The sequence below is a fragment of the Streptomyces sp. PA03-5A genome, from assembly GCF_033792725.1.
Classification (GTDB): domain Bacteria; phylum Actinomycetota; class Actinomycetes; order Streptomycetales; family Streptomycetaceae; genus Actinacidiphila.
In genome coordinates this window covers 1-18,359 of sequence record NZ_JARAVL010000004.1, presented here as the reverse complement: position 1 = coordinate 18,359, position 18,359 = coordinate 1, and the positions used below count along the sequence as shown (strand labels likewise).

Genomic DNA, 18,359 nt, shown 5'->3' with positions numbered 1-18,359 from the left:
CAGCCATGACGACCGCCCACCGGCTCCCCGCCGAGTACGAGGAACTCCGCCGCACCGTGGAGGAGTTCGCGCACGACGTCGTCGCGCCGAAGATCGGCGAGTTCTACGAGCACGACGAGTTCCCCTACGAGATCATCCGCGAGATGGGCCGCATGGGCCTGTTCGGCCTGCCCTTCCCCGAGGAGTACGGCGGCATGGGCGGCGACTACTTCGCCCTCTGCATCGCCCTGGAGGAGCTCGCCCGGGTGGACTCCTCCGTGGCAATCACCCTGGAGGCGGGGGTCTCGCTCGGCGCCATGCCGGTCTTCCGCTTCGGCACCGAGGAGCAGAAGCGGCAGTGGCTGCCCCAGCTGACCTCCGGCGAGCAGCTGGGCGCCTTCGGGCTGACCGAGCCGGACTGCGGCTCCGACGCCGGCGGCACCCGCACCACCGCCCGGCTGGACGAGGCGACCGGCGAGTGGGTGATCAACGGCACCAAGAGCTTCATCACCAACTCGGGCACCGACATCACCTCGCTGGTCACGGTCACGGCCGTCACCGGCCGCAAGGAGGACGGCCGCCCGGAGATCTCCTCAATCATCGTGCCCTCCGGCACCCCGGGCTTCACGGTGTCGAAGAAGTACAGCAAGGTCGGCTGGAACGCCTCCGACACCCGCGAGCTGTCCTTCTCCGACTGTCGTGTGCCGGCCGCCAACCTGCTGGGCGAGCGGGGCCGGGGCTACGCCCAGTTCCTGCGCATCCTGGACGAGGGCCGGATCGCCATCGCGGCACTGGCCACCGGTCTGGCGCAGGGCTGTGTGGACGAGTCGGTGGCCTACGCCAAGGAGCGCACCGCCTTCGGCCGCCCGATCGGGAGCAACCAGGCGGTCGCCTTCAAGCTCGCCGACATGGAGATGCGCGCCCACACCGCCCGGCTGGCCTGGCGGGACGCGGCGTCCCGGCTGGTCGCAGGGGAGCCCTTCAAGAAGGAGGCGGCGATGGCCAAGCTCTACTCCTCGGAGATCGCGGTCACCAACGCCCGCGAGGCCACCCAGGTGCACGGCGGCTACGGCTTCATGAACGAGTACCCGGTCGCGCGCATGTGGCGGGACTCCAAGATCCTGGAGATCGGCGAGGGCACCAGCGAGGTGCAGCGCATGCTGATCGCGCGCGAGCTCGGCCTTCCGGCGTAGTTTTCGCCACCTCCCTGCCCGATATCGGGCAGAAATCTTGCGATCAGCCTCCTCCTTCCCTCAGTATCGACCGGTGCTCGAACGCCAGACGACACATGACGACCTCGTCGACCACCTGGTGCGGACCACGCCGCTGCAACGCGGTGAGGCCGCCCGGGTGGTCCTCGACATCCTGGCGTACTTCGACGAGACGGCCGAGGACTTCGTACGGCGCCGCCACCGCGAGCTGCAGGCCAAGGGTCTGCAGAACGCGGAGATCTTCGAACGGATCACGGCCGAGCTGCCGTACCGGGCGGTCACGCCGCCCGGGTACTCACTGCGGCAGCTGCGCCGCATCGTCTACGGCTGACAGCGAGACCGGGCCGCCTCGAGCGACCGGGAGGGACGGAAACATGTGTGGAATCGTCGGCTACATCGGGAAGCGTGATGTCGCCCCGCTGCTACTGGAGGGCCTGCAGCGGCTGGAGTACCGCGGTTACGACTCCGCGGGCATCGTGGTCGCCGGCAAGTCCGGCGGGCTCAAGGCCGTCAAGGCCAAGGGCCGGGTCCGTGAGCTGGAGGCACGGGTCCCCAAGCGCTTCGCCGGCACCACCGGCATAGCCCACACCCGCTGGGCCACCCACGGCGCCCCCAGCGACGAGAACGCGCACCCGCACCTCGACACCGAGGGCAAGGTCGCCGTCGTCCACAACGGGATCGTCGACAACGCCGCCGAGCTGCGCGCCAAGCTGGAGGCCGACGGTGTGGTCTTCGCCTCCGAGACCGACACCGAGGTGATCACCCACCTCGTCGCCCGCTCCCAGGCCGAGTCCCTGGAGGAGAAGGTCCGCGAGGCGCTGAAGGTCATCGAGGGCACGTACGGCATCGCCGTCATGCACGCCGACTTCCCCGACCGGATCGTCGTGGCCCGCAACGGCTCGCCGGTGGTCCTCGGCATCGGCGAGAAGGAGATGTTCGTCGCCTCCGACGTCGCCGCGCTGATCTCCCACACCCGCCAGGTCGTCACCCTCGACGACGGCGAGATGGCCACCCTGAAGGCCGACGACTTCCGCACCTACACGACCTCGGGCACCCGCACCACGGCCACCCCCGAGACCGTGGAGTGGGAGGCCGCCTCCTACGACATGGGCGGTCACGACACGTACATGCACAAGGAGATCAGCGAGCAGCCCGACGCGGTCGACCGCGTGCTGCGCGGCCGGATCGACGACAAGTTCTCCACCGTGCACCTGGGCGGCCTGAACCTCGACGCCCGCGAGGCCCGCGGCATCCGCCGCGTGAAGATCCTCGGCTGCGGCACCTCGTACCACGCCGGGATGATCGGTGCCTCGCTGATCGAGGGCCTGGCCCGCATCCCCGCCGACTCCGAGCCGGCCTCCGAGTTCCGCTACCGCAACCCGGTCGTGGACCCCGACACCCTCTACATCGCCGTCTCGCAGTCCGGTGAGACGTACGACGTGCTGGCGGCGGTCCAGGAGCTCAAGCGCAAGGGCGCCCGCGTCCTCGGCGTGGTGAACGTGGTGGGTTCCGCGATCGCCCGTGAGACCGACGGCGGCATGTACGTCCACGCCGGCCCCGAGGTCTGCGTCGTCTCCACCAAGTGCTTCACCAACACCGTCGTCGCCTTCGCGCTGCTCGCCCTGCACCTGGGCCGCATCCGCGACCTGTCGGTGGCCGACGGCAAGCGGATCATCGAGGGCCTGCGCAGGCTGCCCGAGCAGATCCAGGAGATCCTCACGCAGGAGGAGGACATCAAGAAGCTGGCGGCCGAATACGCGGACGCCAAGTCGATGATGTTCATCGGCCGGGTGCGCGGCTACCCGGTGGCGCTGGAGGCGTCCTTGAAGCTCAAGGAGATCTCCTACATCCACGCCGAGGCCTACCCGGCCTCCGAGCTCAAGCACGGCCCGCTGGCCCTGATCGAGCCCGCGATGCCGACGGTCGCGATCATCCCGGACGACTCGCTGCTGGAGAAGAACCGCGCCGCGATGGAGGAGATCAAGGCCCGCAGCGGCCGGATCCTGGCGGTCGCGCACCAGGAGCAGGCGAAGGCGGACCACACGATCGTCGTCCCGAAGAACGAGGACGAACTCGACCCGATCCTGATGGGCGTCCCGCTCCAGCTGCTGGCCTACCACACGGCGCTGGCCCTGGGCCGGGACATCGACAAGCCGCGCAACCTCGCGAAGTCCGTGACGGTCGAGTAGCCGACGGCCCCGGCACGCACGAGGCCCCCCGCGCCCTTCGGCGCGGGGGGCCTCGCCGTTGCCTCCCCGGACGTCAGGCCGCGTGCCCGCGGTGCGGCATGGCCAGCCGCCAGCCGTCGGCGAGGGCGCGCCGGCCCCACGTGGCGTTGGTGAGCAGTGCGGTCCCGCCGTGCCAGGCGACCGCGCCGGCCGCGAGGCCGACCCAGCCGCCCGCCTTGCCGAGGCCGCTGTTGGAGGCGAGTGCCGCGATGCCGGACAGGGCCGTGGCCACGGTCAGCAGCCCGAAGACCGCCTGCGCCACGCCGCCCATCTGCCACGCGGCCATGGTCAGGCTGAGCGCCAGCAGCGCCCACAGGAGCATGAAGAGCCCGGCGGCCTCCTTGCTCGCGCCCGCGCCGGACCCCGCCGACCAGGTCACCCAGAAGGCGCCCAGTGAGGCGAAGGCGGTGCCGGTGAAGCCGTTGCCACCGTAGAACTCCCACATGCCGGCGACGAATTGCGTGACGCCGCCGACGACCAGCGCGAGCCGCGCGGCGTCCGCCGCCGCGGTGTTGTCGAATACGCCGGTGCTGAGCAGCCCGTAGGCGATCAGCGTCAGGCCGAGTGTCAGATATCCCAGAGCCGTAGCACCGGCTCCTGCCGTGCGCGCCGTGGAGACGTCGTTGTCCACCGCGGGCCCCCTTCGTGTACGAGGGAAGAAACTGCTGATGAGATACCCTTCACAAGGGCACAAGCAATCCTGCGGAGGCCGTATTCACGGCGGCGTGCACCGAATCGTTATGGAATGACCACGACAGGCCGCTGGGCGCGCCGCGCGAGCCGTCCGGCGACCGACCCGAAGATCTTGCCGATGATCCCGTGCGTCCCACCCACCACGATGGCGTCGGCCTCGTACTCCCGGCCGACCTCCTCCAGCTCGTGGCAGATGTCGCCGCCGCGCTCGACCAGGATCCACGGGACCTCCGACAGGTGGTCGGCGCAGGCGAGTTCCAGGCCGAGCACCTCGGTGCGGTGGTCGGGGACGTCGACGAAGACGGGCGGCTCGCAGCCCGCCCACACGGTCGCCGGGAGCCTGTTGGCGACGTGCACGATGATCAGCGCAGAACCGGACCGGCGTGCCATGCCGATGGCGTACGCGAGGGCCCGTTCACTCGACACGGAGCCGTCGAAACCGACGACCACGCCGTGCCGGAAGGCGGGATCACAGGAAGTGCGCGGCTCGCAGGCCGCCTCCGGGGCCGCCGCCGATTCGGCGAGCGGCTTTCCGTCGGCGGGCTCGGGGAGCTCGTAACCGGCCATGATGCGGTTTCTCGGCAAGGTCGGCGCCGGGAGCGCCGAGTGGGCGGACAACAACAGTGCGGGGGCCGCGGGACCGGCCTGATTTCGACCGGTAAGGGGCTGCCCTTCCCGCTGACTCCAGAGTACGGCGACTGGGGGCCCCTGCACAGATGCGCAGGCGCCCTCACAGCGTCCCCCTACCCCGGAGTTTCCAGGAGAATGCCGGAGCCGGCCGTCGAGCGCAACGCCCCGCCGCCAATCGGACAAGGCACCTCGCGCCCGGCCCTCTCCCGCTGTCCGCCTCCGGCCATATCCGGAATCGTCCTCCCGGCCGTACGAGGCATAGGGGGCGCACTCGTTCTCCGGCCACACAAGGGGCGTACGACGGAGCGCTGACCAGGGGTGCGTACAGGACTTCCCATCATTTTCGGCCAACTTCCCTATCCCCAGGGGGACTTGGGATCATGTGCCACAACCCCCGCCGCCACCAGGGCGGAAGCGGAATGAGGGGGCGCACGGGCGTTGTGCGCCGGTTCCCCTCGCGGAAGGCACACTTCACGAGGGGAACGCTTCGTGATCGAATGCTTCACGCCACGTGGTCATGTCGACATACCGGCAGGTGGTGAACTTGCCACTGCGGGTACAGCGGAACCAGTAGATTCGATCTTGGGTGACAACGGCGGGGGACCCGTGCAGGACCGAGAGGACCAGACGACCGAGGGGGGCTTGAGCTCCATGACACAGGAGTCCAGGACCGGCACCATGGCGGAGATCCAGTCGGCCGCCGGCATGTCCACCGCACCGTCCGCGTCGACGGGGGCACCGGGCGTCCCGCACGTCCCGGGAGCGTCCGGCGTCCCGGTGAGCACCTCCGTTCCGTCAGGCCCGGCCGGCCCGTCCGCCACCACCCAACAAGGCCGCGGACCACGGAAGTTGTCGGCACGACGCCGCCAGGAGGTCGTCGCCGTACTGCTGTTCAGCGGCGGCCCGATCTTCGAGAGCTCGATCCCGCTCTCCGTGTTCGGCATCGACCGCCAGGACGCGGGCGTGCCGCGCTACCGGCTGCTGGTCTGCGCCGGTGAGGACGGCCCGCTGCGCACCACCGGCGGGCTGGAGTTGTCGGCCCCGTACGGGCTGGAGGCGCTGTCGCGGGCCGGCACGGTCGTCGTGCCCGCCTGGCGCTCGATCTCGCAGCCGCCGCCCGCCGAGGCGCTGGACGCGCTGCGCCGCGCGCACGAGGAGGGCGCGCGCATCATCGGGCTGTGCACCGGCGCCTTCGTGCTCGCCGCCGCGGGGCTGCTGGACGGCCGCCCGGCCACCACGCACTGGATGTACGCGCCGACCCTCGCCAAGCGCTACCCGTCCGTCCACGTCGACCCGCGCGAGCTGTTCGTCGACGACGGCGACGTCCTCACCAGCGCGGGCACCGCCGCCGGCATCGACCTGTGCCTGCACGTCGTACGCAGCGACCACGGCGGCGAGGCCGCCAACGCGCTCGCCCGCCGGCTGGTCGTGCCGCCGCGGCGCGGCGACTGGGGCGGCCAGCCCCGGCACCTCGACCGCTCTTTACCGGAGGAGATCGGCGGCGATCCGCTCGCCGAGGTCGTCGCCTGGGCGCTGGAGCACCTACACGAGCAGTTCGACGTGGAGACCCTCGCCGCCCGCGCCTACATGAGCCGCCGCACCTTCGACCGCCGCTTCCGCACGCTGACCGGCAGTGCGCCCCTGCAGTGGCTGATCACCCAGCGCGTCCTGCAGGCGCAGCGGCTGCTGGAGACCTCCGACTACTCCGTGGACGAGGTCGCCGCGCGCTGCGGCTTCCGCTCGCCCGTCGCGCTGCGCGGTCACTTCCGCCGCCAGCTCGGCTCCTCCCCCGCCTCGTACCGGGCGGCCTACCGGGCCCGGCGCCCGCAGGACGACCCGGACAACGCACTCGCCGCCGCCCGGGAACCACGCGGCGGCGAGGCGGCAGGCGGCCCGGTGCCGGCCCCGCGCCGCAGCCCCGTGCCCACCGCGGACCGCGGTCACGGCGCGGTGCTGCAGATCGCGGGGCAGGCCGGTCCCGGCGGTGGCCCGGGCACGGCCAAGACCGACGCCGAGCCGCCCTACGCGACGCGCATCCCGGAGCAGCCCGGCAGCCGTTTCGACGCCCGCGAGCCGCACGGCGCACGGCGGCCGCGCGGTGACCGGGACGGCCGTGACGGACGCAGCCGCAGCGCGACTATGCCTGCTCCGCGGGATCGCCCCGTAGGGTGAGACGTATGAACGACCGGATGGTGTGGATCGACTGCGAGATGACCGGGCTCTCCCTGGCCCAGGACGCTCTGATCGAGGTGGCGGCGCTCGTCACCGACTCGGAGCTCAACGTGCTCGGCGAGGGGGTGGACATCGTCATCCGTCCGCCGGCCGAGTCACTGGGGAGCATGCCGGAGATCGTCCGCACGATGCACACCACCTCCGGCCTGCTGGAGGAGCTCGACGGCGGGGTGACGCTGGAGGAGGCGGAGAAGCTGGTCCTGGACTACGTCCGCCAGTACGTGGCCGAGCCCCGCAAGGCGCCGCTGTGCGGGAACTCGGTCTCCACCGACCGCGGTTTCCTCGCCCGGGACATGCCCACGCTCGAGCAGCACCTGCACTACCGCATCGTGGACGTCTCCTCCATCAAGGAGCTGTCCCGGCGCTGGTACCCGCGCGCCTACTTCGCCAGCCCGGAGAAGAACGGCAACCACCGCGCCCTCGCCGACATCCGCGAGTCCATCGCGGAGTTGCGCTACTACCGCGAGGCGGTCTTCGTGCCCCAGCCCGGGCCGGACACCGACACGGCGCGCTCGATCGCCGCGAAGTACGTCCTGCCTGCGGAAACCTCGGACTGAGCGACCCACGGAAAACGTGGCAGCGAGCACCCCTCCGGACCCTGTACACTTTTTCTCGGCCGGTGGGAAGCAGTAGCAATCACCGGTCATGGTGGGTGTAGCTCAGCTGGTAGAGCACCTGGTTGTGGTCCAGGATGCCGCGGGTTCGAGTCCCGTCACTCACCCTCACCAGGGAAGGCCCGGTCTGCGGAAGCAGACCGGGCCTTCCTCGTCCCCGGGCCCTCGTGACCCCGGGCGGGGCGGATCAGCCCGCGACCGCCTCGGCGGCGGCGAGCGCCGGCTGCCAGGGGTACTCCGGGCCGGACCCGGCGTCGCCGAAGAGCACCGTGACCCCGGCGGCGCGCAGGGTCTCCAGCGAGCGCTCGTACTGCGGGTGCTGCATGAGCGCCGCGTTCACGGACGGCATCGCCACCATCGGGACGCGCTTGCCGATGCCCTCGGCGAGGGTGCCGGCCACGAACGTCTCCGTCAGGCCCAGTGCCCACCCGTTGATCGTGTTGAAGGTGGCCGGGGCCACCAGGATCACGTCGGCCGGCGGCCAGACCTCGGGCCGGCCGGGCAGCGGGTACTCGTGGCGCACCGGGCGGCCGGTCAGCGCGGCCAGTCCGTCCAGGCTCGGCTCCAGCCAGCGGGCCGCGGTGGGCGTCAGGCCGAGGCAGACGTCCCAGCCGCGCACCTGGGCGTCCTCGATGACGCGCGCGACGTCGAAGACGGAGGGGGCGGCACCGGCGAAGAGGTAGAGGGTCCGAGTCATGCGGACCACCCAATCGCGGGAAGTGGATCTTACGCAACCATACGGAGGACCGGACGTCCGGAGGGCCTCACGGGGCCCAGTGGTACTTGCCCCCGCCGAGCCAGCGCACGGCCTGGGGGTCGTCGAAGTCGACGTGCTCCCGCCCGGCGTCGAGGGCGATGCGGACGACGTCGAGCAGGTCATGGGCGATGCCGACGGGTTCCCCGTCGATCTGCACGATGCGGAAGGGCGGGTCCCCTGCCTGGACGGGGGACACGACGATCGGGGTGGTGCTCACCCGTCCAGCTTGCGGCACCCCGGCGCCCGGCGCACCCGAAGTGGCCCTGGCGCACGACGGGTGAATGGCCCTCGTCGGGTCCGGACCCGCGCTCGTAGCGTGGAGGGCATGAGCACCGAGCCCTCCCGTACGGCCCTCGCCTCCCGACTCCGCGCCCTGCACGTGCCGGGCGACCCGCTGGTCCTGCCGAACGTCTGGGACGCCGCCTCGGCACGTGCCGTGGCCGACGCGGGCTTCCCGGCGGTCGCCACCGGGAGCGCGGCCGTGGCGCCCACCCTGGGCTACCAGGACCAGGAGGACACCCCCGCGGACGAGATGTGCGCCGCGGTCGCCCGCATCGCCCGTGCCGTCCCCGTGCCGGTGACCGCCGACATGGAGCGGGGCTACGGGCTGCCGCCCGCGGAGCTGGCGGAGCGGCTGGCCGCGACCGGTGCCGTGGGCTGCAACCTGGAGGACACCGACCACCGCACGGGGCTGCTGGCCGACCCCGGGGAGCAGGCGGCGTACATCGCCGCCCTGCGCGCGGCGGCCCCGGAGCTGGTGATCAACGCCCGGACGGACTGCTTCCTCCGCGGCGGCGCCGGTGCCGCGGAGCGGCTGGCGGACGCGGCGGGCCGGGCACGGGCGTACCTGGAGGCGGGCGCGGACTGCGTCTACCCGATCGGGGCGCTGGACGAGGCCACCGTCCGGGCCGTCGTCGAGGCCGTGGACGGCCGCCCGGTCAACGTGCTGTCCCGGCCGGGCGGGCCCTCACCGGCCCGTCTGGCGGAGCTGGGGGTGGCGCGGATCAGCTTCGGCCACCAGCTCCATCAGATGGTCCAGCGGTACTTCTCCGGGCTCCTCGCGACCGTGGCGCGCGGGGACAGTCCCTTCCCCGAGGACTGACGGCACCTCAGCCGTCCGTGCGCGGGGGCGACTCGTCGTTGCCGCGGCGCACGGTGCGCAGCGGACCGCCGGGCCGCCACACCTGCAGGACGAGGTCGGGGTCCTCGACGCAGGTGCGCACGACCTCGGCGATGTCGGCGCGGAAGAGGTGGAAGGGCCCCTCGGGCACCGTCACCTCGCCGGTGAAGCGGGCGATCGCCGCCGGGTCGGTGACCTCGACGGCGCGCCCGGAGATCCGCACGTCGCCCCCGTCCATGGAGGTGTCGGGACCGGGGTTGACGTGGAGCGCGAAGCGCGAATCGCGGCGCAGGTCGAGGGCCTTGCGGGAGCCGGGCATCATGCCGAGCCACAGCTCGCCGAGCCGGAACTCGGCCTCGATGCCGCTGAGCCGGGGTGAGCCGTCGGCACGGAGGGTGCCGAGGACGTGGTGCTTGTAGCCGCCGAATCGGGTGCGCACGGCCTCGGCGAGGCCGGGCTGTGCTTCCTGGAAGTCTGTCCAGCTGGTCGTCATGCCGCCATGCTCCCCGGCATACCCGACATCCTCTGTCGGCATTGCCGGGGCGGTGTCAGTCCTCGCCCGGAAGGCGGCGGGCCGGGGCGTCGCCCTGTCCCTGGCGGGCGGCCTGCCAGATCCCGCGGAGGCGGTCCAGCTCGGCCAGTTCGGCGCGCGACCAGGTGCGCCGGCCCGCGACGTACCGCCGTATGGCCTCATTGGCGGCTTCGACGGAGCGGCGGTCCAGAACGGTCGGTGGCATGTCTTGATTTTAGGAGAGGGGTGTGACAAAGAGCCGCGGATGGCGCCCCGTGGGCCCATGTCACACGTGACCCTCCTCACGTGACGGGGCTCACCCCCGGCATCCGGGCCAACTCTTCAGGTCGTAGGCGTCACTTGGCACTGCGCTCCGCCGGGGCGGCGGTCACGCGGACTCGCGGCGCACGAGCTCGGTCGACAGCACGACGTGCCGACGGGTGGCGGTGCTCGCCGCGATCTCCTCCAGCAGCACCCGCGCCATGGTGCGGCCCATCTCCTCGATCGGCTGCCGCACGCTGGTCAGGGGCGGGTCGGTGTGGCGCGCGATGGCGGAGTCGTCGAAGCCGATCAGCGCCACGTCGTCGGGCACCCGCCGGCCCCGCTCGCGCAGCACCTGCAGCGCGCCGCCGGCCATGACGTCCGAGGCCGCGAAGACCGCGTCGACGTCGGGGCGGCGCTCCAGCAGCGCCCGCATCGCGGCGCGGCCGCCCTCCTCGGTGAAGTCGCCGGCCGCTACCAGCGCGTTGTCGTGGACCAGCCCGGCGGCCTCGACCGCCTGACGGTAGCCGTCGAGGCGGCAGCGGGCGACGTACATGTCCAGGGGGCCGGTGATGGTCGCGACGCTCCTGCGCCCGAGCCCCAGCAGGTGCGCGACCGCCGAACGGGCGCCGCCGACGTTGTCGGAGTCGACGTACGACACCGACTCCAGGTCGGAGCGGCGGCCGCTGAGCACTGTCGGCATCTCCAACTGCTCCAGCAGGTCGGGCAGCGGGTCGTCCTCGTGCACCGAGGCCAGCAGGACGCCGTCGACCCGGTGGGCGGTGAGGTACTGGGCGAAGCGCTGCCGTTCCTTGGGCGTCCGCAGCAGCGTGAGCAGCAGCTGCATGTCGGTGTCGGCGAGCTCGGCGCCCACGCCCCGGATGATGTCGGAGAAGTACGGCTCCGCGAAGAGCCTGGTCTCGGCCTCCGGGATGACCAGGGCGATCGCGTCCGTCCGGTTGCCCGCCAGGGCGCGCGCCGCGCGGTTGGGGACGTAGCCGAGCTCGGCGATGGCGGCCTCGACCGCGGCCTTGGCATGGTCGCTCACCCGAGGTGATCCGTTGATCACCCGGGAGACGGTGCCCCGGCCCACTCCGGCCCGCGCGGCGACCTCTTCGAGCGTCGGCCTGCCGCTGCGCCGTCCGCCGATCACCATTGCGGCCTCCCAATCACGAGGTGGTAACTGCGCCAACTTAGAGCGTCTGCTCCCTTGACACCTCATCGGGGAACGGAGACTCTTCAACACATCACATGTGGGAGCGCTCCCACACTAGCGAACACGTACACTTCCCGCACGTATCCCGGAGGACCCGAATGCGCACGACAAGGAAGTCGTCCCGGCCACGAGGCCGTACCGCTGCCGTAGCGATAACCGCGGTGGCCGCGCTCGGAGTGAGCCTGCTCGCCGGCTGCTCCAAGGACAGCGACGAGCCCGCCAAGGCCGGTGGCTCGGAGGGTGACGGCAAGGGCAAGATCACCCTCACGGTCGGCACCTTCGGTGTCTTCGGCTACAAGCAGGCCGGTCTGTACGAGGAGTACGAGAAGGCGCATCCGAACATCACGATCAAGGAGAACGTGATCGAGCGGAACGACGCCTACTACCCGCAGCTCCTCACCCACCTCGCCGCCGGCAGCGGCCTGAGCGACATCCAGGCCATCGAGGTCGGCAACATCAACGAGATCGTCACCACCCAGGCGGCGAAGTTCGAGGACCTCTCCAAGGCCGAGGGCGTCGAGAAGTCGAACTACCTCGACTGGAAGTGGGCCCAGGCCAGCACCTCCGACGGCAAGACCATCGGCCTCGGCACCGACATCGGCCCGATGGCCATCTGCTACCGCACCGACCTGTTCAAGAAGGCGGGGCTCCCCACCGACCGCGCCGAGGTCGGCAAGCTGTGGGCCGGTGACTGGAGCAAGTACCTGGACGCGGGCAAGACCTACACCGAGAACGCGCCCAAGGGCACCACGTTCCTGGACTCGTCCGCCGGTCTCTACCAGGCGATCAGCAACTCCGCCTCCGAGCGCTACTACGACAGCAGCGGCAAGGTCATCTACAAGACCAGCCCCTCCGTGAAGGAGGCCTGGGACCTGGCCATGGAGGCCACCACCGGCAAGATGACGGCCAAGCTGAAGCTGTTCGACAAGGCCTGGGACCAGGGCTTCGCCAACGGCCGCTTCGCCTCGCTCCCCTGCCCGTCGTGGATGCTCGGCTACATCCAGGAGAAGGCCGGCGACGCGGGCAAGGGCAAGTGGGACGTCGCCGCCGCGCCGAAGCCCGCCAACTGGGGCGGCTCCTTCGTCGGCGTGCCCTCGGCCGGCAAGAACAAGGAAGAGGCCGTCAAGCTGGCCGCGTGGCTGACCGCCCCGGCGCAGCAGGCCAAGGTCTTCGCCAAGCAGGCGAGCTTCCCGAGCGCCCCGGGCGCCTATGACCTGCCCGAGGTCAAGGACGCCAAGCACGAGTACTTCAACAACGCGCCGATCGGCCAGATCTTCGCCGACGCGGCCAAGAGCATCCCGACCCTGGTGATCGGTCCGAAGGACCAGCAGATCTACACGGCCATCACCGACGTCGGCATCCTGCAGGTCGAGCAGCAGGGCAAGACCCCTGCTCAGGGCTGGGCGGCTGCCGAGAAGGAAATCGACAACGCACTGGACCAGTGACCCGCATGGCTTCGGAGATCTCCGACATGACCGCAGTGACCGCGCCCCCCTCCGAGGGGGGCGCGGCCCCGCGCGGCGGCTCCGGCCGTCCGCGCGACGCACGTGACGAGCGACGCGGCCGCTGGCGCAGCCGCCGCTACCGGTGGGACGTCAAGGCGATGCCGTACGCCTTCGTCTCGCCCTTCTTCCTGTTCTTCGCCGCCTTCGGCCTCTTCCCGCTGATCTACACGGGCTGGTCCTCCTTCTACCGGGTGGAGCTGACCAACCTCGACGCGCGGGAGTTCGTCGGCTTCCACAACTACACCCGCCTGCTTGAGGACGAGTTCTTCTGGAACGCCCTGAAGAACACGTTCACCATCGGTGTGATCTCGACCGTCCCGCAGCTGCTCATCGCACTGGGCCTGGCCCACCTGCTCAACTACAAGCTGCGCGGCTCGACCTTCTTCCGGGTCGCGATGCTCACCCCGTACGCCACGTCGGTGGCCGCCGCCACGCTGGTCTTCACGCTGATGTTCGGCACCGACTACGGCATGATCAACTGGGTGCTGGAGCACCTCGGTTTCAGCCACCACATCGACTGGCGGGCGGGCACCTGGTCCTCCCAGATCGCCGTCTCGTCGATCGTGATCTGGCGCTGGACCGGTTACAACACCTTGATCTACCTGGCCGCGATGCAGGCCGTGCCGCACGACCTGTACGAGTCCGCCGCGCTGGACGGCGCCTCGCGCTGGCAGCAGTTCCGCCACGTGACGATCCCGATGCTGCGGCCGACGATCCTCTTCACGATCGTGGTCTCGACGATCGGCGCCACCCAGCTGTTCGGCGAGCCGTTCCTCTTCGGCGGCCCCGGCGGCGAGAAGGGCGGCTCCTCCCACCAGTTCCAGACGCTGGGCCTGTACCTGTACGAGCAGGGCTGGACGAACTACCACCTCGGGCGGGCCTCGGCCATCGCCTGGGCGATGTTCCTGCTCCTGCTGCTGATCGCCGCCGTCAACGGGCTGGTCGCCCGCTGGCTGCGCAAGAACCACGAGGGGTGACGACGATGGCCACCATCTCGACCAACCCGGCGGATCAGGCGGCCGGCGCAGCGGACGCGCCCCGCAAGGCGAAGCGCCGCACCCCCGGGGCGCCCAAGGCCGGACGGCAGCTGCACGCGGGCCCGTTCACCTACATCGTGCTGATCGTCTTCACGGCGATATCCCTCTTCCCCCTGGTGTGGACCGCGATCGCCGCCTCCCGGACGAACTCGCGGCTGGCACAGACCCCGCCACCGTTCTGGTTCGGCTCGAACCTCTTCAGCAACCTGCAGACCGCGTGGACCGAGGCCAACCTCAGCACAGCGCTGCTGAACACGACCATCGTCGCCGGCAGCATCACCATCGGCACGGTGCTGTTCTCGACGATCGCCGGCTTCGCCTTCGCCAAGCTGCAGTTCAAGATGAAGAACTTCCTGCTGATGCTGACCATCGGCACCATGATGGTGCCGCCGCAGCTGAGCGTGGTGCCGCTGTTCCTGTGGATCGCGGACCTGGACTGGACGAACCACCTCCAGGCGGTCATCCTGCCGACCTTCGTCAGTGCCTTCGGTGTCTTCTTCATGCGGCAGTACCTCTCCCAGGCCCTGCCCACCGAGATCATCGAGGCCGCCCGCGTCGACGGCGCCAGCAGCCTGCGGATCGTCTGGCACGTGGTCTTCCCGGCCGCCCGGCCCGCGATGGCGGTCCTGGGCATGCTGACCTTCGTCGCGGCCTGGAACGACTTCTTCTGGCCGATCATCGCGCTGACCCAGGAGAACCCGACCGTGCAGGTCGCGCTCACCAGCCTCGGCCGCGGCTACATCCCCGACGAGTCCGTCATCATGGCGGGCGCGCTGCTCGGCACGCTCCCGCTGCTGCTGGTCTTCGTGATCTTCGGCAAGCAGATCGTCGGCGGCATCATGCAGGGCGCGGTCAAGGGCTGAGCCCTCCCCCGGCCGCGGCCGCGCCCCTTCCCCCTCTCTTCCTCTTGTTCACTCGTTCCGATGGGAGCGCTCCCGTATGACAGCGTCCGACATCCGTCCCGCAGCGAGCGGCACCGCCGCGGCAAGCGGCCACCAGTTCCCGCCCGGCTTCCTGTGGGGCGCGGCCACCGCCGCGTACCAGATCGAGGGCGCCGCTGCCGAGGACGGGCGCACCCCGTCGATCTGGGACACCTTCAGCCACACCCCCGGCAAGGTCTTCGAGGGCCACAGCGGCGACGTGGCCGCCGACCACTACCACCGTTTCCGTGACGACGTACGGCTCATGGCCGACCTCGGCCTGAGCGCCTACCGGTTCTCCGTCTCCTGGTCCCGTGTCCAGCCCACCGGCCGCGGGCCGGCGGTGGAGCGGGGCCTCGACTTCTACCGCGCGCTCACCGACGAGTTGCTGGAGCACGGCATCCAGCCGGCCGTCACCCTCTACCACTGGGACCTGCCGCAGGAGCTCGAGGACGCCGGCGGCTGGCCCGCCCGCGACACCGCGGAGCGCTTCGGCGAGTACGCGCGGATCGTCGCCGAGGCCCTCGGCGACCGCGTCCAGCTGTGGACCACCCTCAACGAGCCCTGGTGCAGCGCCTTCCTCGGCTACGGCTCCGGCGTCCACGCCCCGGGCCGCACCGACCCGGTCGCCGCCCTGCGCGCCGCCCACCACCTCAACCTCGGCCACGGCCGCGCCGCCGAGGCGCTGCGCTCGGTCCTCCCGGCCCGCGCCCAGCTCGGCATCACGCTCAACCTGCACCAGGTCCGCGCGCTCACCGGCACCCCCGCCGACGTGGACGCCGCCCGCCGCATCGACGCCGTGGGCAACCGGGTCTTCACCGGCCCCCTGCTCAACGGCGCCTACCCGAAGGACCTGCTCGAGGACACCCGCGGCCTGACCGACTGGTCCTTCGTCCAGGACGGCGACCTCGCCGCGATCAAGCGCCACCCGCTGGACGTGCTGGGCATCAACTACTACACGCCCACCCTGGTGTCGGACGGCGCTTCCGTCGACGGGCCGCGCAGCGACGGCCACGGCTCCAGCGCGTTCTCCCCCTGGCCGGGCGCGGACGACGTCGCCTTCCACCAGCCCCCTGGCGAGCGGACGGCGATGGGCTGGTCCGTCGACCCCACGGGCCTGTACGACCTGCTGATGCGGATGAACCGCGAGTTCCCCGACCTGCCGCTGCTCATCACCGAGAACGGCGCGGCCTACGAGGACTCCGTGGGCCCCGACGGTGCCGTGCACGACCCCGAGCGCGTGGAGTACCTGCGCGTCCACCTGGAGGCGGTCCACCGCGCGATGCGCGACGGCGCCGACGTGCGGGGCTACTTCCTGTGGTCCCTGATGGACAACTTCGAGTGGGCGTACGGGTACAGCAAGCGCTTCGGCGCGGTCTACGTCGACTACGAGACGCAGGAGCGCATCCCGAAGTCCAGCGCCCACTGGTACGCGGGCGTCGCCCGCGCGGGCGCGCTCCCCGACGCGGCGGAGGCGGACACCGCGTCCTGACGGACCGGCGGGACGCGGCGCACTACTCGGAGGGGGGTGCCGCGTCCCGTCCCACGCCGCGGAGGAACTGCGTCCACGCGGCGGGGGTGAAGGAGAGGGAGGGGCCGTCCGGGTCCTTGCTGTCCCGGAGGTGCACGCGGTGGGGGGTGGCGGCGACCTCGACGCAGTTGCCGCCCTGGTCGTCGCTGTAGCTGGACGTGGACCACACCAACCGGCTGTTCATAGGGCCTCCGCCACCTCGCCGATGAACCGCGCCGACTCCTCGACGCCGAGGGCCTGCATGCGGATGGTCCCATGACGTTGCGACAGCCGGCTGACCTTCGTCGGGTCGGTGCAGAGGGCGCTGGTCTCCTGCGCCTCCACGTAGGCGAGGTGTTCGTGCTCCTCCGTCTCCATCAGCACCAACGACCCGCTGAGCGCCGGATACGCGACACGGTCGGCAGGCAGCACCGGGACGGAGACGTTGCGCAGTGAGCCCGCGGTCAGCAGGTCCTGCAACTGCCGCTTCATCACCTCCGGGCCGCCGACGTTCGTCCTCAGGGCCGCCTCATAGAGCACGAACCCGAACAAGGCCGTGGGCTTCCGCCGCAGCTTCTCCTGCCGCTCAAGACGCGCCGCGACCCGTTCCTCGATGGTCTCGTCGTCGAGCGGCGGACAGCTGTTGCCCATCAGCGCACGGGCGTACGCCTCGGTCTGCAACAGCCCGGGAACCAGCAGGGGCTCGTACCCGTACAGCGCGATCGCCTCGGCTTCCGCCTGCATGAACTCACGCGTGCGCTCGGGGAACTTCTCCGGTTCCAGGAACTCCTGCGCCGCCGTGAGCTTCCCCCGGCCCCGCAGAGCTGGTCCGCGACCTGGAGCAACCGGGAACTGGGCCGGCGGCGGCCCTGCTCCATGGACTTCACGGTCTCGTCGCCGTACGCCGCCTCACGCGCCAGCTGCTCGCGCGTGACGCCCGCTTGCTCACGCCAGAGCTTGACCTGGTTGCCGCAGTACCGCCACGCCATCGGCGGCTGGGTCACCTCGCCGGTCATCCGCACCCACCCCCGCACTCTCCGTGGTCACCAGACTACGGAACGGCGCTGTCAGCCGCGTCCGAAGCTGTGGAAGCGGCCGATGACAGTGAAGCCGCGGCGCGCGTACCAGTGCCGGGGCCAGTCGTCCGCGTCGGCGACGAGGAAGCGGGTGGCGCACCCGGCGTCGACGGCCTGGCGCAGCGCCGTGGACAGGACGGCGTCGGCGTGGCCGCGGCCGAGGTGGGCCTCGGAGGTGATGAGGTCCTCGATCTGGGCGGTGCCGGACGCGGGGTCGATGTAGAGGTCCGCCCAGGAGGCGACGTCTCCCTCGGGCGCCCGCGCGCCGATGAAACGGACGACGTCCGCACCGCGCCGGCGGGCCTCGCGGCGGTCGACGAGCTGGCGGATGACCTCGTCGTCGGCCTCCGGGAGGAAGCCGCGCCAGCGCCGGGCGAGGGGGGCGCGGAAGGCGTCGAGGTCCACTTCCGCCGCGGGGCCGCCGTCCGGCACAGGGCCGGTGTGCAGCATGACGAGCTCGGCGGAGTGGTGGTAGCCGGCGCGGATCAGGGGCGCGGCGCAGGCGGTGCCCGTGGCGTCGTCCAGGACGGTGATCGCGCGGTGCTTCAGGTGGCCCAGCGCCTCGTCGGCGAGGGCGGGCAGCGCCTCGGGATCCGAGGTGCCGTCCACGACCACGTGGTTGTTGCCGTGCGAGTACGCGTAGGCGTCGTCGAGGACGGCGAAGCCACCGGGGAGGTCGACGGTGCGCGCGGCCTGGCGGCGGGCGAAGGCGGTGACGAAGGCGCGGATCTGCGGCATTTGCGGTCCTGACATGGGGGCAGCCTAGGTGTTCTGTCCCGGGAGGTTGTGGACGGGTGATGCAGGTCTCGGTTGAGGGATCTTGAAATGGGTGAGGGCCTTCTGGCCTGGTGTGGATTGC

19 protein-coding genes, 1 tRNA gene and 1 pseudogene are annotated in these 18,359 nt (G+C 71.2%); 11 read left to right on the top strand and 10 right to left on the bottom strand.

From position 1 onward, the window contains the following. The first annotated feature begins 5 nt into the window (after positions 1-5). The 3 genes from PV410_RS06030 to glmS all read left to right on the top strand — a co-directional run bounded on the left by PV410_RS06030 (position 6) and on the right by glmS (position 3,379). The gene (locus tag PV410_RS06030) at positions 6-1,172 is read left to right on the top strand and encodes an acyl-CoA dehydrogenase family protein (RefSeq protein ID WP_499511996.1); all 1,167 of its coding nucleotides are present in this window, start codon (positions 6-8) and stop codon (positions 1,170-1,172) included. 73 nt (positions 1,173-1,245) lie between these two features. Continuing rightward, the gene (locus tag PV410_RS06025) at positions 1,246-1,521 is read left to right on the top strand and encodes a hypothetical protein (RefSeq protein WP_500322792.1); all 276 of its coding nucleotides are present in this window, start codon (positions 1,246-1,248) and stop codon (positions 1,519-1,521) included. Positions 1,522-1,564: 43 nt separating this feature from the next. Further along, the gene (gene glmS, locus PV410_RS06020) at positions 1,565-3,379 is read left to right on the top strand and encodes a glutamine--fructose-6-phosphate transaminase (isomerizing) (RefSeq protein ID WP_500322791.1); all 1,815 of its coding nucleotides are present in this window, start codon (positions 1,565-1,567) and stop codon (positions 3,377-3,379) included. A 73-nt stretch (positions 3,380-3,452) separates the two neighbouring features. Here the strand turns inward: glmS and PV410_RS06015 are convergent, their stop codons facing one another. Then, positions 3,453-4,049 carry an acetate uptake transporter gene (locus tag PV410_RS06015; RefSeq protein WP_500322790.1) on the bottom strand — a complete coding sequence of 199 codons (597 nt, stop codon included), beginning with the start codon at positions 4,047-4,049 and terminating at the stop codon, positions 3,453-3,455. Between the two features lie 107 nt (positions 4,050-4,156). Beyond that, on the bottom strand, positions 4,157-4,678 hold the full coding sequence (locus PV410_RS06010) for a universal stress protein (protein WP_500322789.1): 522 nt from the start codon (positions 4,676-4,678) through the stop codon (positions 4,157-4,159). 714 nt (positions 4,679-5,392) lie between these two features. On the opposite strand from PV410_RS06010, the gene PV410_RS06005 reads away from it, so the two are divergent. The 3 genes from PV410_RS06005 to PV410_RS05995 all read left to right on the top strand — a co-directional run bounded on the left by PV410_RS06005 (position 5,393) and on the right by PV410_RS05995 (position 7,694). Continuing rightward, complete coding sequence (locus PV410_RS06005) at positions 5,393-6,913, top strand: helix-turn-helix domain-containing protein (protein ID WP_500322787.1); 1,521 nt, start codon at positions 5,393-5,395, stop codon at positions 6,911-6,913. Between the two features lie 5 nt (positions 6,914-6,918). After that, positions 6,919-7,530, top strand: coding sequence for an oligoribonuclease (gene orn, locus PV410_RS06000; RefSeq protein WP_500322786.1), 612 nt, complete (start codon positions 6,919-6,921; stop codon positions 7,528-7,530). A gap of 91 nt (positions 7,531-7,621) precedes the next feature. Then, a tRNA-His gene (locus tag PV410_RS05995) sits at positions 7,622-7,694 on the top strand. Between the two features lie 80 nt (positions 7,695-7,774). On the opposite strand, the gene PV410_RS05990 is transcribed toward PV410_RS05995, so the two are convergent. Then, positions 7,775-8,284 (bottom strand): flavoprotein, encoded by a 510-nt coding sequence (locus PV410_RS05990; RefSeq protein ID WP_499512003.1) that lies wholly within the window; start codon positions 8,282-8,284, stop codon positions 7,775-7,777. 67 nt (positions 8,285-8,351) lie between these two features. Further along, positions 8,352-8,561, bottom strand: coding sequence for a hypothetical protein (locus PV410_RS05985; RefSeq protein WP_499512004.1), 210 nt, complete (start codon positions 8,559-8,561; stop codon positions 8,352-8,354). A gap of 108 nt (positions 8,562-8,669) precedes the next feature. On the opposite strand from PV410_RS05985, the gene PV410_RS05980 reads away from it, so the two are divergent. Then, positions 8,670-9,446 carry an isocitrate lyase/PEP mutase family protein gene (locus tag PV410_RS05980; protein ID WP_500322784.1) on the top strand — a complete coding sequence of 259 codons (777 nt, stop codon included), beginning with the start codon at positions 8,670-8,672 and terminating at the stop codon, positions 9,444-9,446. Positions 9,447-9,453: 7 nt separating this feature from the next. Here the strand turns inward: PV410_RS05980 and PV410_RS05975 are convergent, their stop codons facing one another. The 3 genes from PV410_RS05975 to PV410_RS05965 all read right to left on the bottom strand — a co-directional run bounded on the left by PV410_RS05975 (position 9,454) and on the right by PV410_RS05965 (position 11,392). Then, entirely contained in the window at positions 9,454-9,957 is a 504-nt protein-coding gene (locus PV410_RS05975; RefSeq protein ID WP_500322783.1) for a pyridoxamine 5'-phosphate oxidase family protein, read from the bottom strand. 55 nt (positions 9,958-10,012) lie between these two features. Next, the gene (locus tag PV410_RS05970) at positions 10,013-10,201 is read right to left on the bottom strand and encodes a hypothetical protein (protein WP_500322782.1); all 189 of its coding nucleotides are present in this window, start codon (positions 10,199-10,201) and stop codon (positions 10,013-10,015) included. A gap of 162 nt (positions 10,202-10,363) precedes the next feature. Continuing rightward, positions 10,364-11,392, bottom strand: coding sequence for a LacI family DNA-binding transcriptional regulator (locus tag PV410_RS05965; protein ID WP_500322780.1), 1,029 nt, complete (start codon positions 11,390-11,392; stop codon positions 10,364-10,366). Between the two features lie 158 nt (positions 11,393-11,550). On the opposite strand from PV410_RS05965, the gene PV410_RS05960 reads away from it, so the two are divergent. From PV410_RS05960 to PV410_RS05945, 4 genes are all read left to right on the top strand, one after another. After that, positions 11,551-12,897 (top strand): ABC transporter substrate-binding protein, encoded by a 1,347-nt coding sequence (locus PV410_RS05960; protein WP_500322778.1) that lies wholly within the window; start codon positions 11,551-11,553, stop codon positions 12,895-12,897. A gap of 5 nt (positions 12,898-12,902) precedes the next feature. Further along, positions 12,903-13,934 (top strand): carbohydrate ABC transporter permease, encoded by a 1,032-nt coding sequence (locus tag PV410_RS05955; protein WP_500322777.1) that lies wholly within the window; start codon positions 12,903-12,905, stop codon positions 13,932-13,934. Between the two features lie 5 nt (positions 13,935-13,939). After that, the gene (locus tag PV410_RS05950; protein ID WP_500322776.1) at positions 13,940-14,857 is read left to right on the top strand and encodes a carbohydrate ABC transporter permease; all 918 of its coding nucleotides are present in this window, start codon (positions 13,940-13,942) and stop codon (positions 14,855-14,857) included. A gap of 76 nt (positions 14,858-14,933) precedes the next feature. Beyond that, complete coding sequence (locus PV410_RS05945) at positions 14,934-16,406, top strand: GH1 family beta-glucosidase (protein ID WP_500322775.1); 1,473 nt, start codon at positions 14,934-14,936, stop codon at positions 16,404-16,406. 22 nt (positions 16,407-16,428) lie between these two features. Here PV410_RS05945 and PV410_RS05940 read toward each other — a convergent pair whose 3' ends face one another. From PV410_RS05940 to PV410_RS05930, 3 genes and pseudogenes are all read right to left on the bottom strand, one after another. Further along, positions 16,429-16,629: a DUF397 domain-containing protein gene (locus PV410_RS05940; RefSeq protein ID WP_500322774.1), complete on the bottom strand. Its 201-nt coding sequence runs from the start codon at positions 16,627-16,629 to the stop codon at positions 16,429-16,431. Continuing rightward, positions 16,626-17,440 (bottom strand): annotated as a pseudogene (locus tag PV410_RS05935) (helix-turn-helix domain-containing protein). Before PV410_RS05935 ends, PV410_RS05940 begins: the two are co-directional and overlap by 4 nt. A 51-nt stretch (positions 17,441-17,491) precedes the next feature. Then, a complete protein-coding gene (locus PV410_RS05930) occupies positions 17,492-18,253 on the bottom strand; it encodes a GNAT family N-acetyltransferase (RefSeq protein WP_500322773.1) in 762 nt (253 codons plus the stop codon). Positions 18,254-18,359 lie beyond the last annotated feature (106 nt).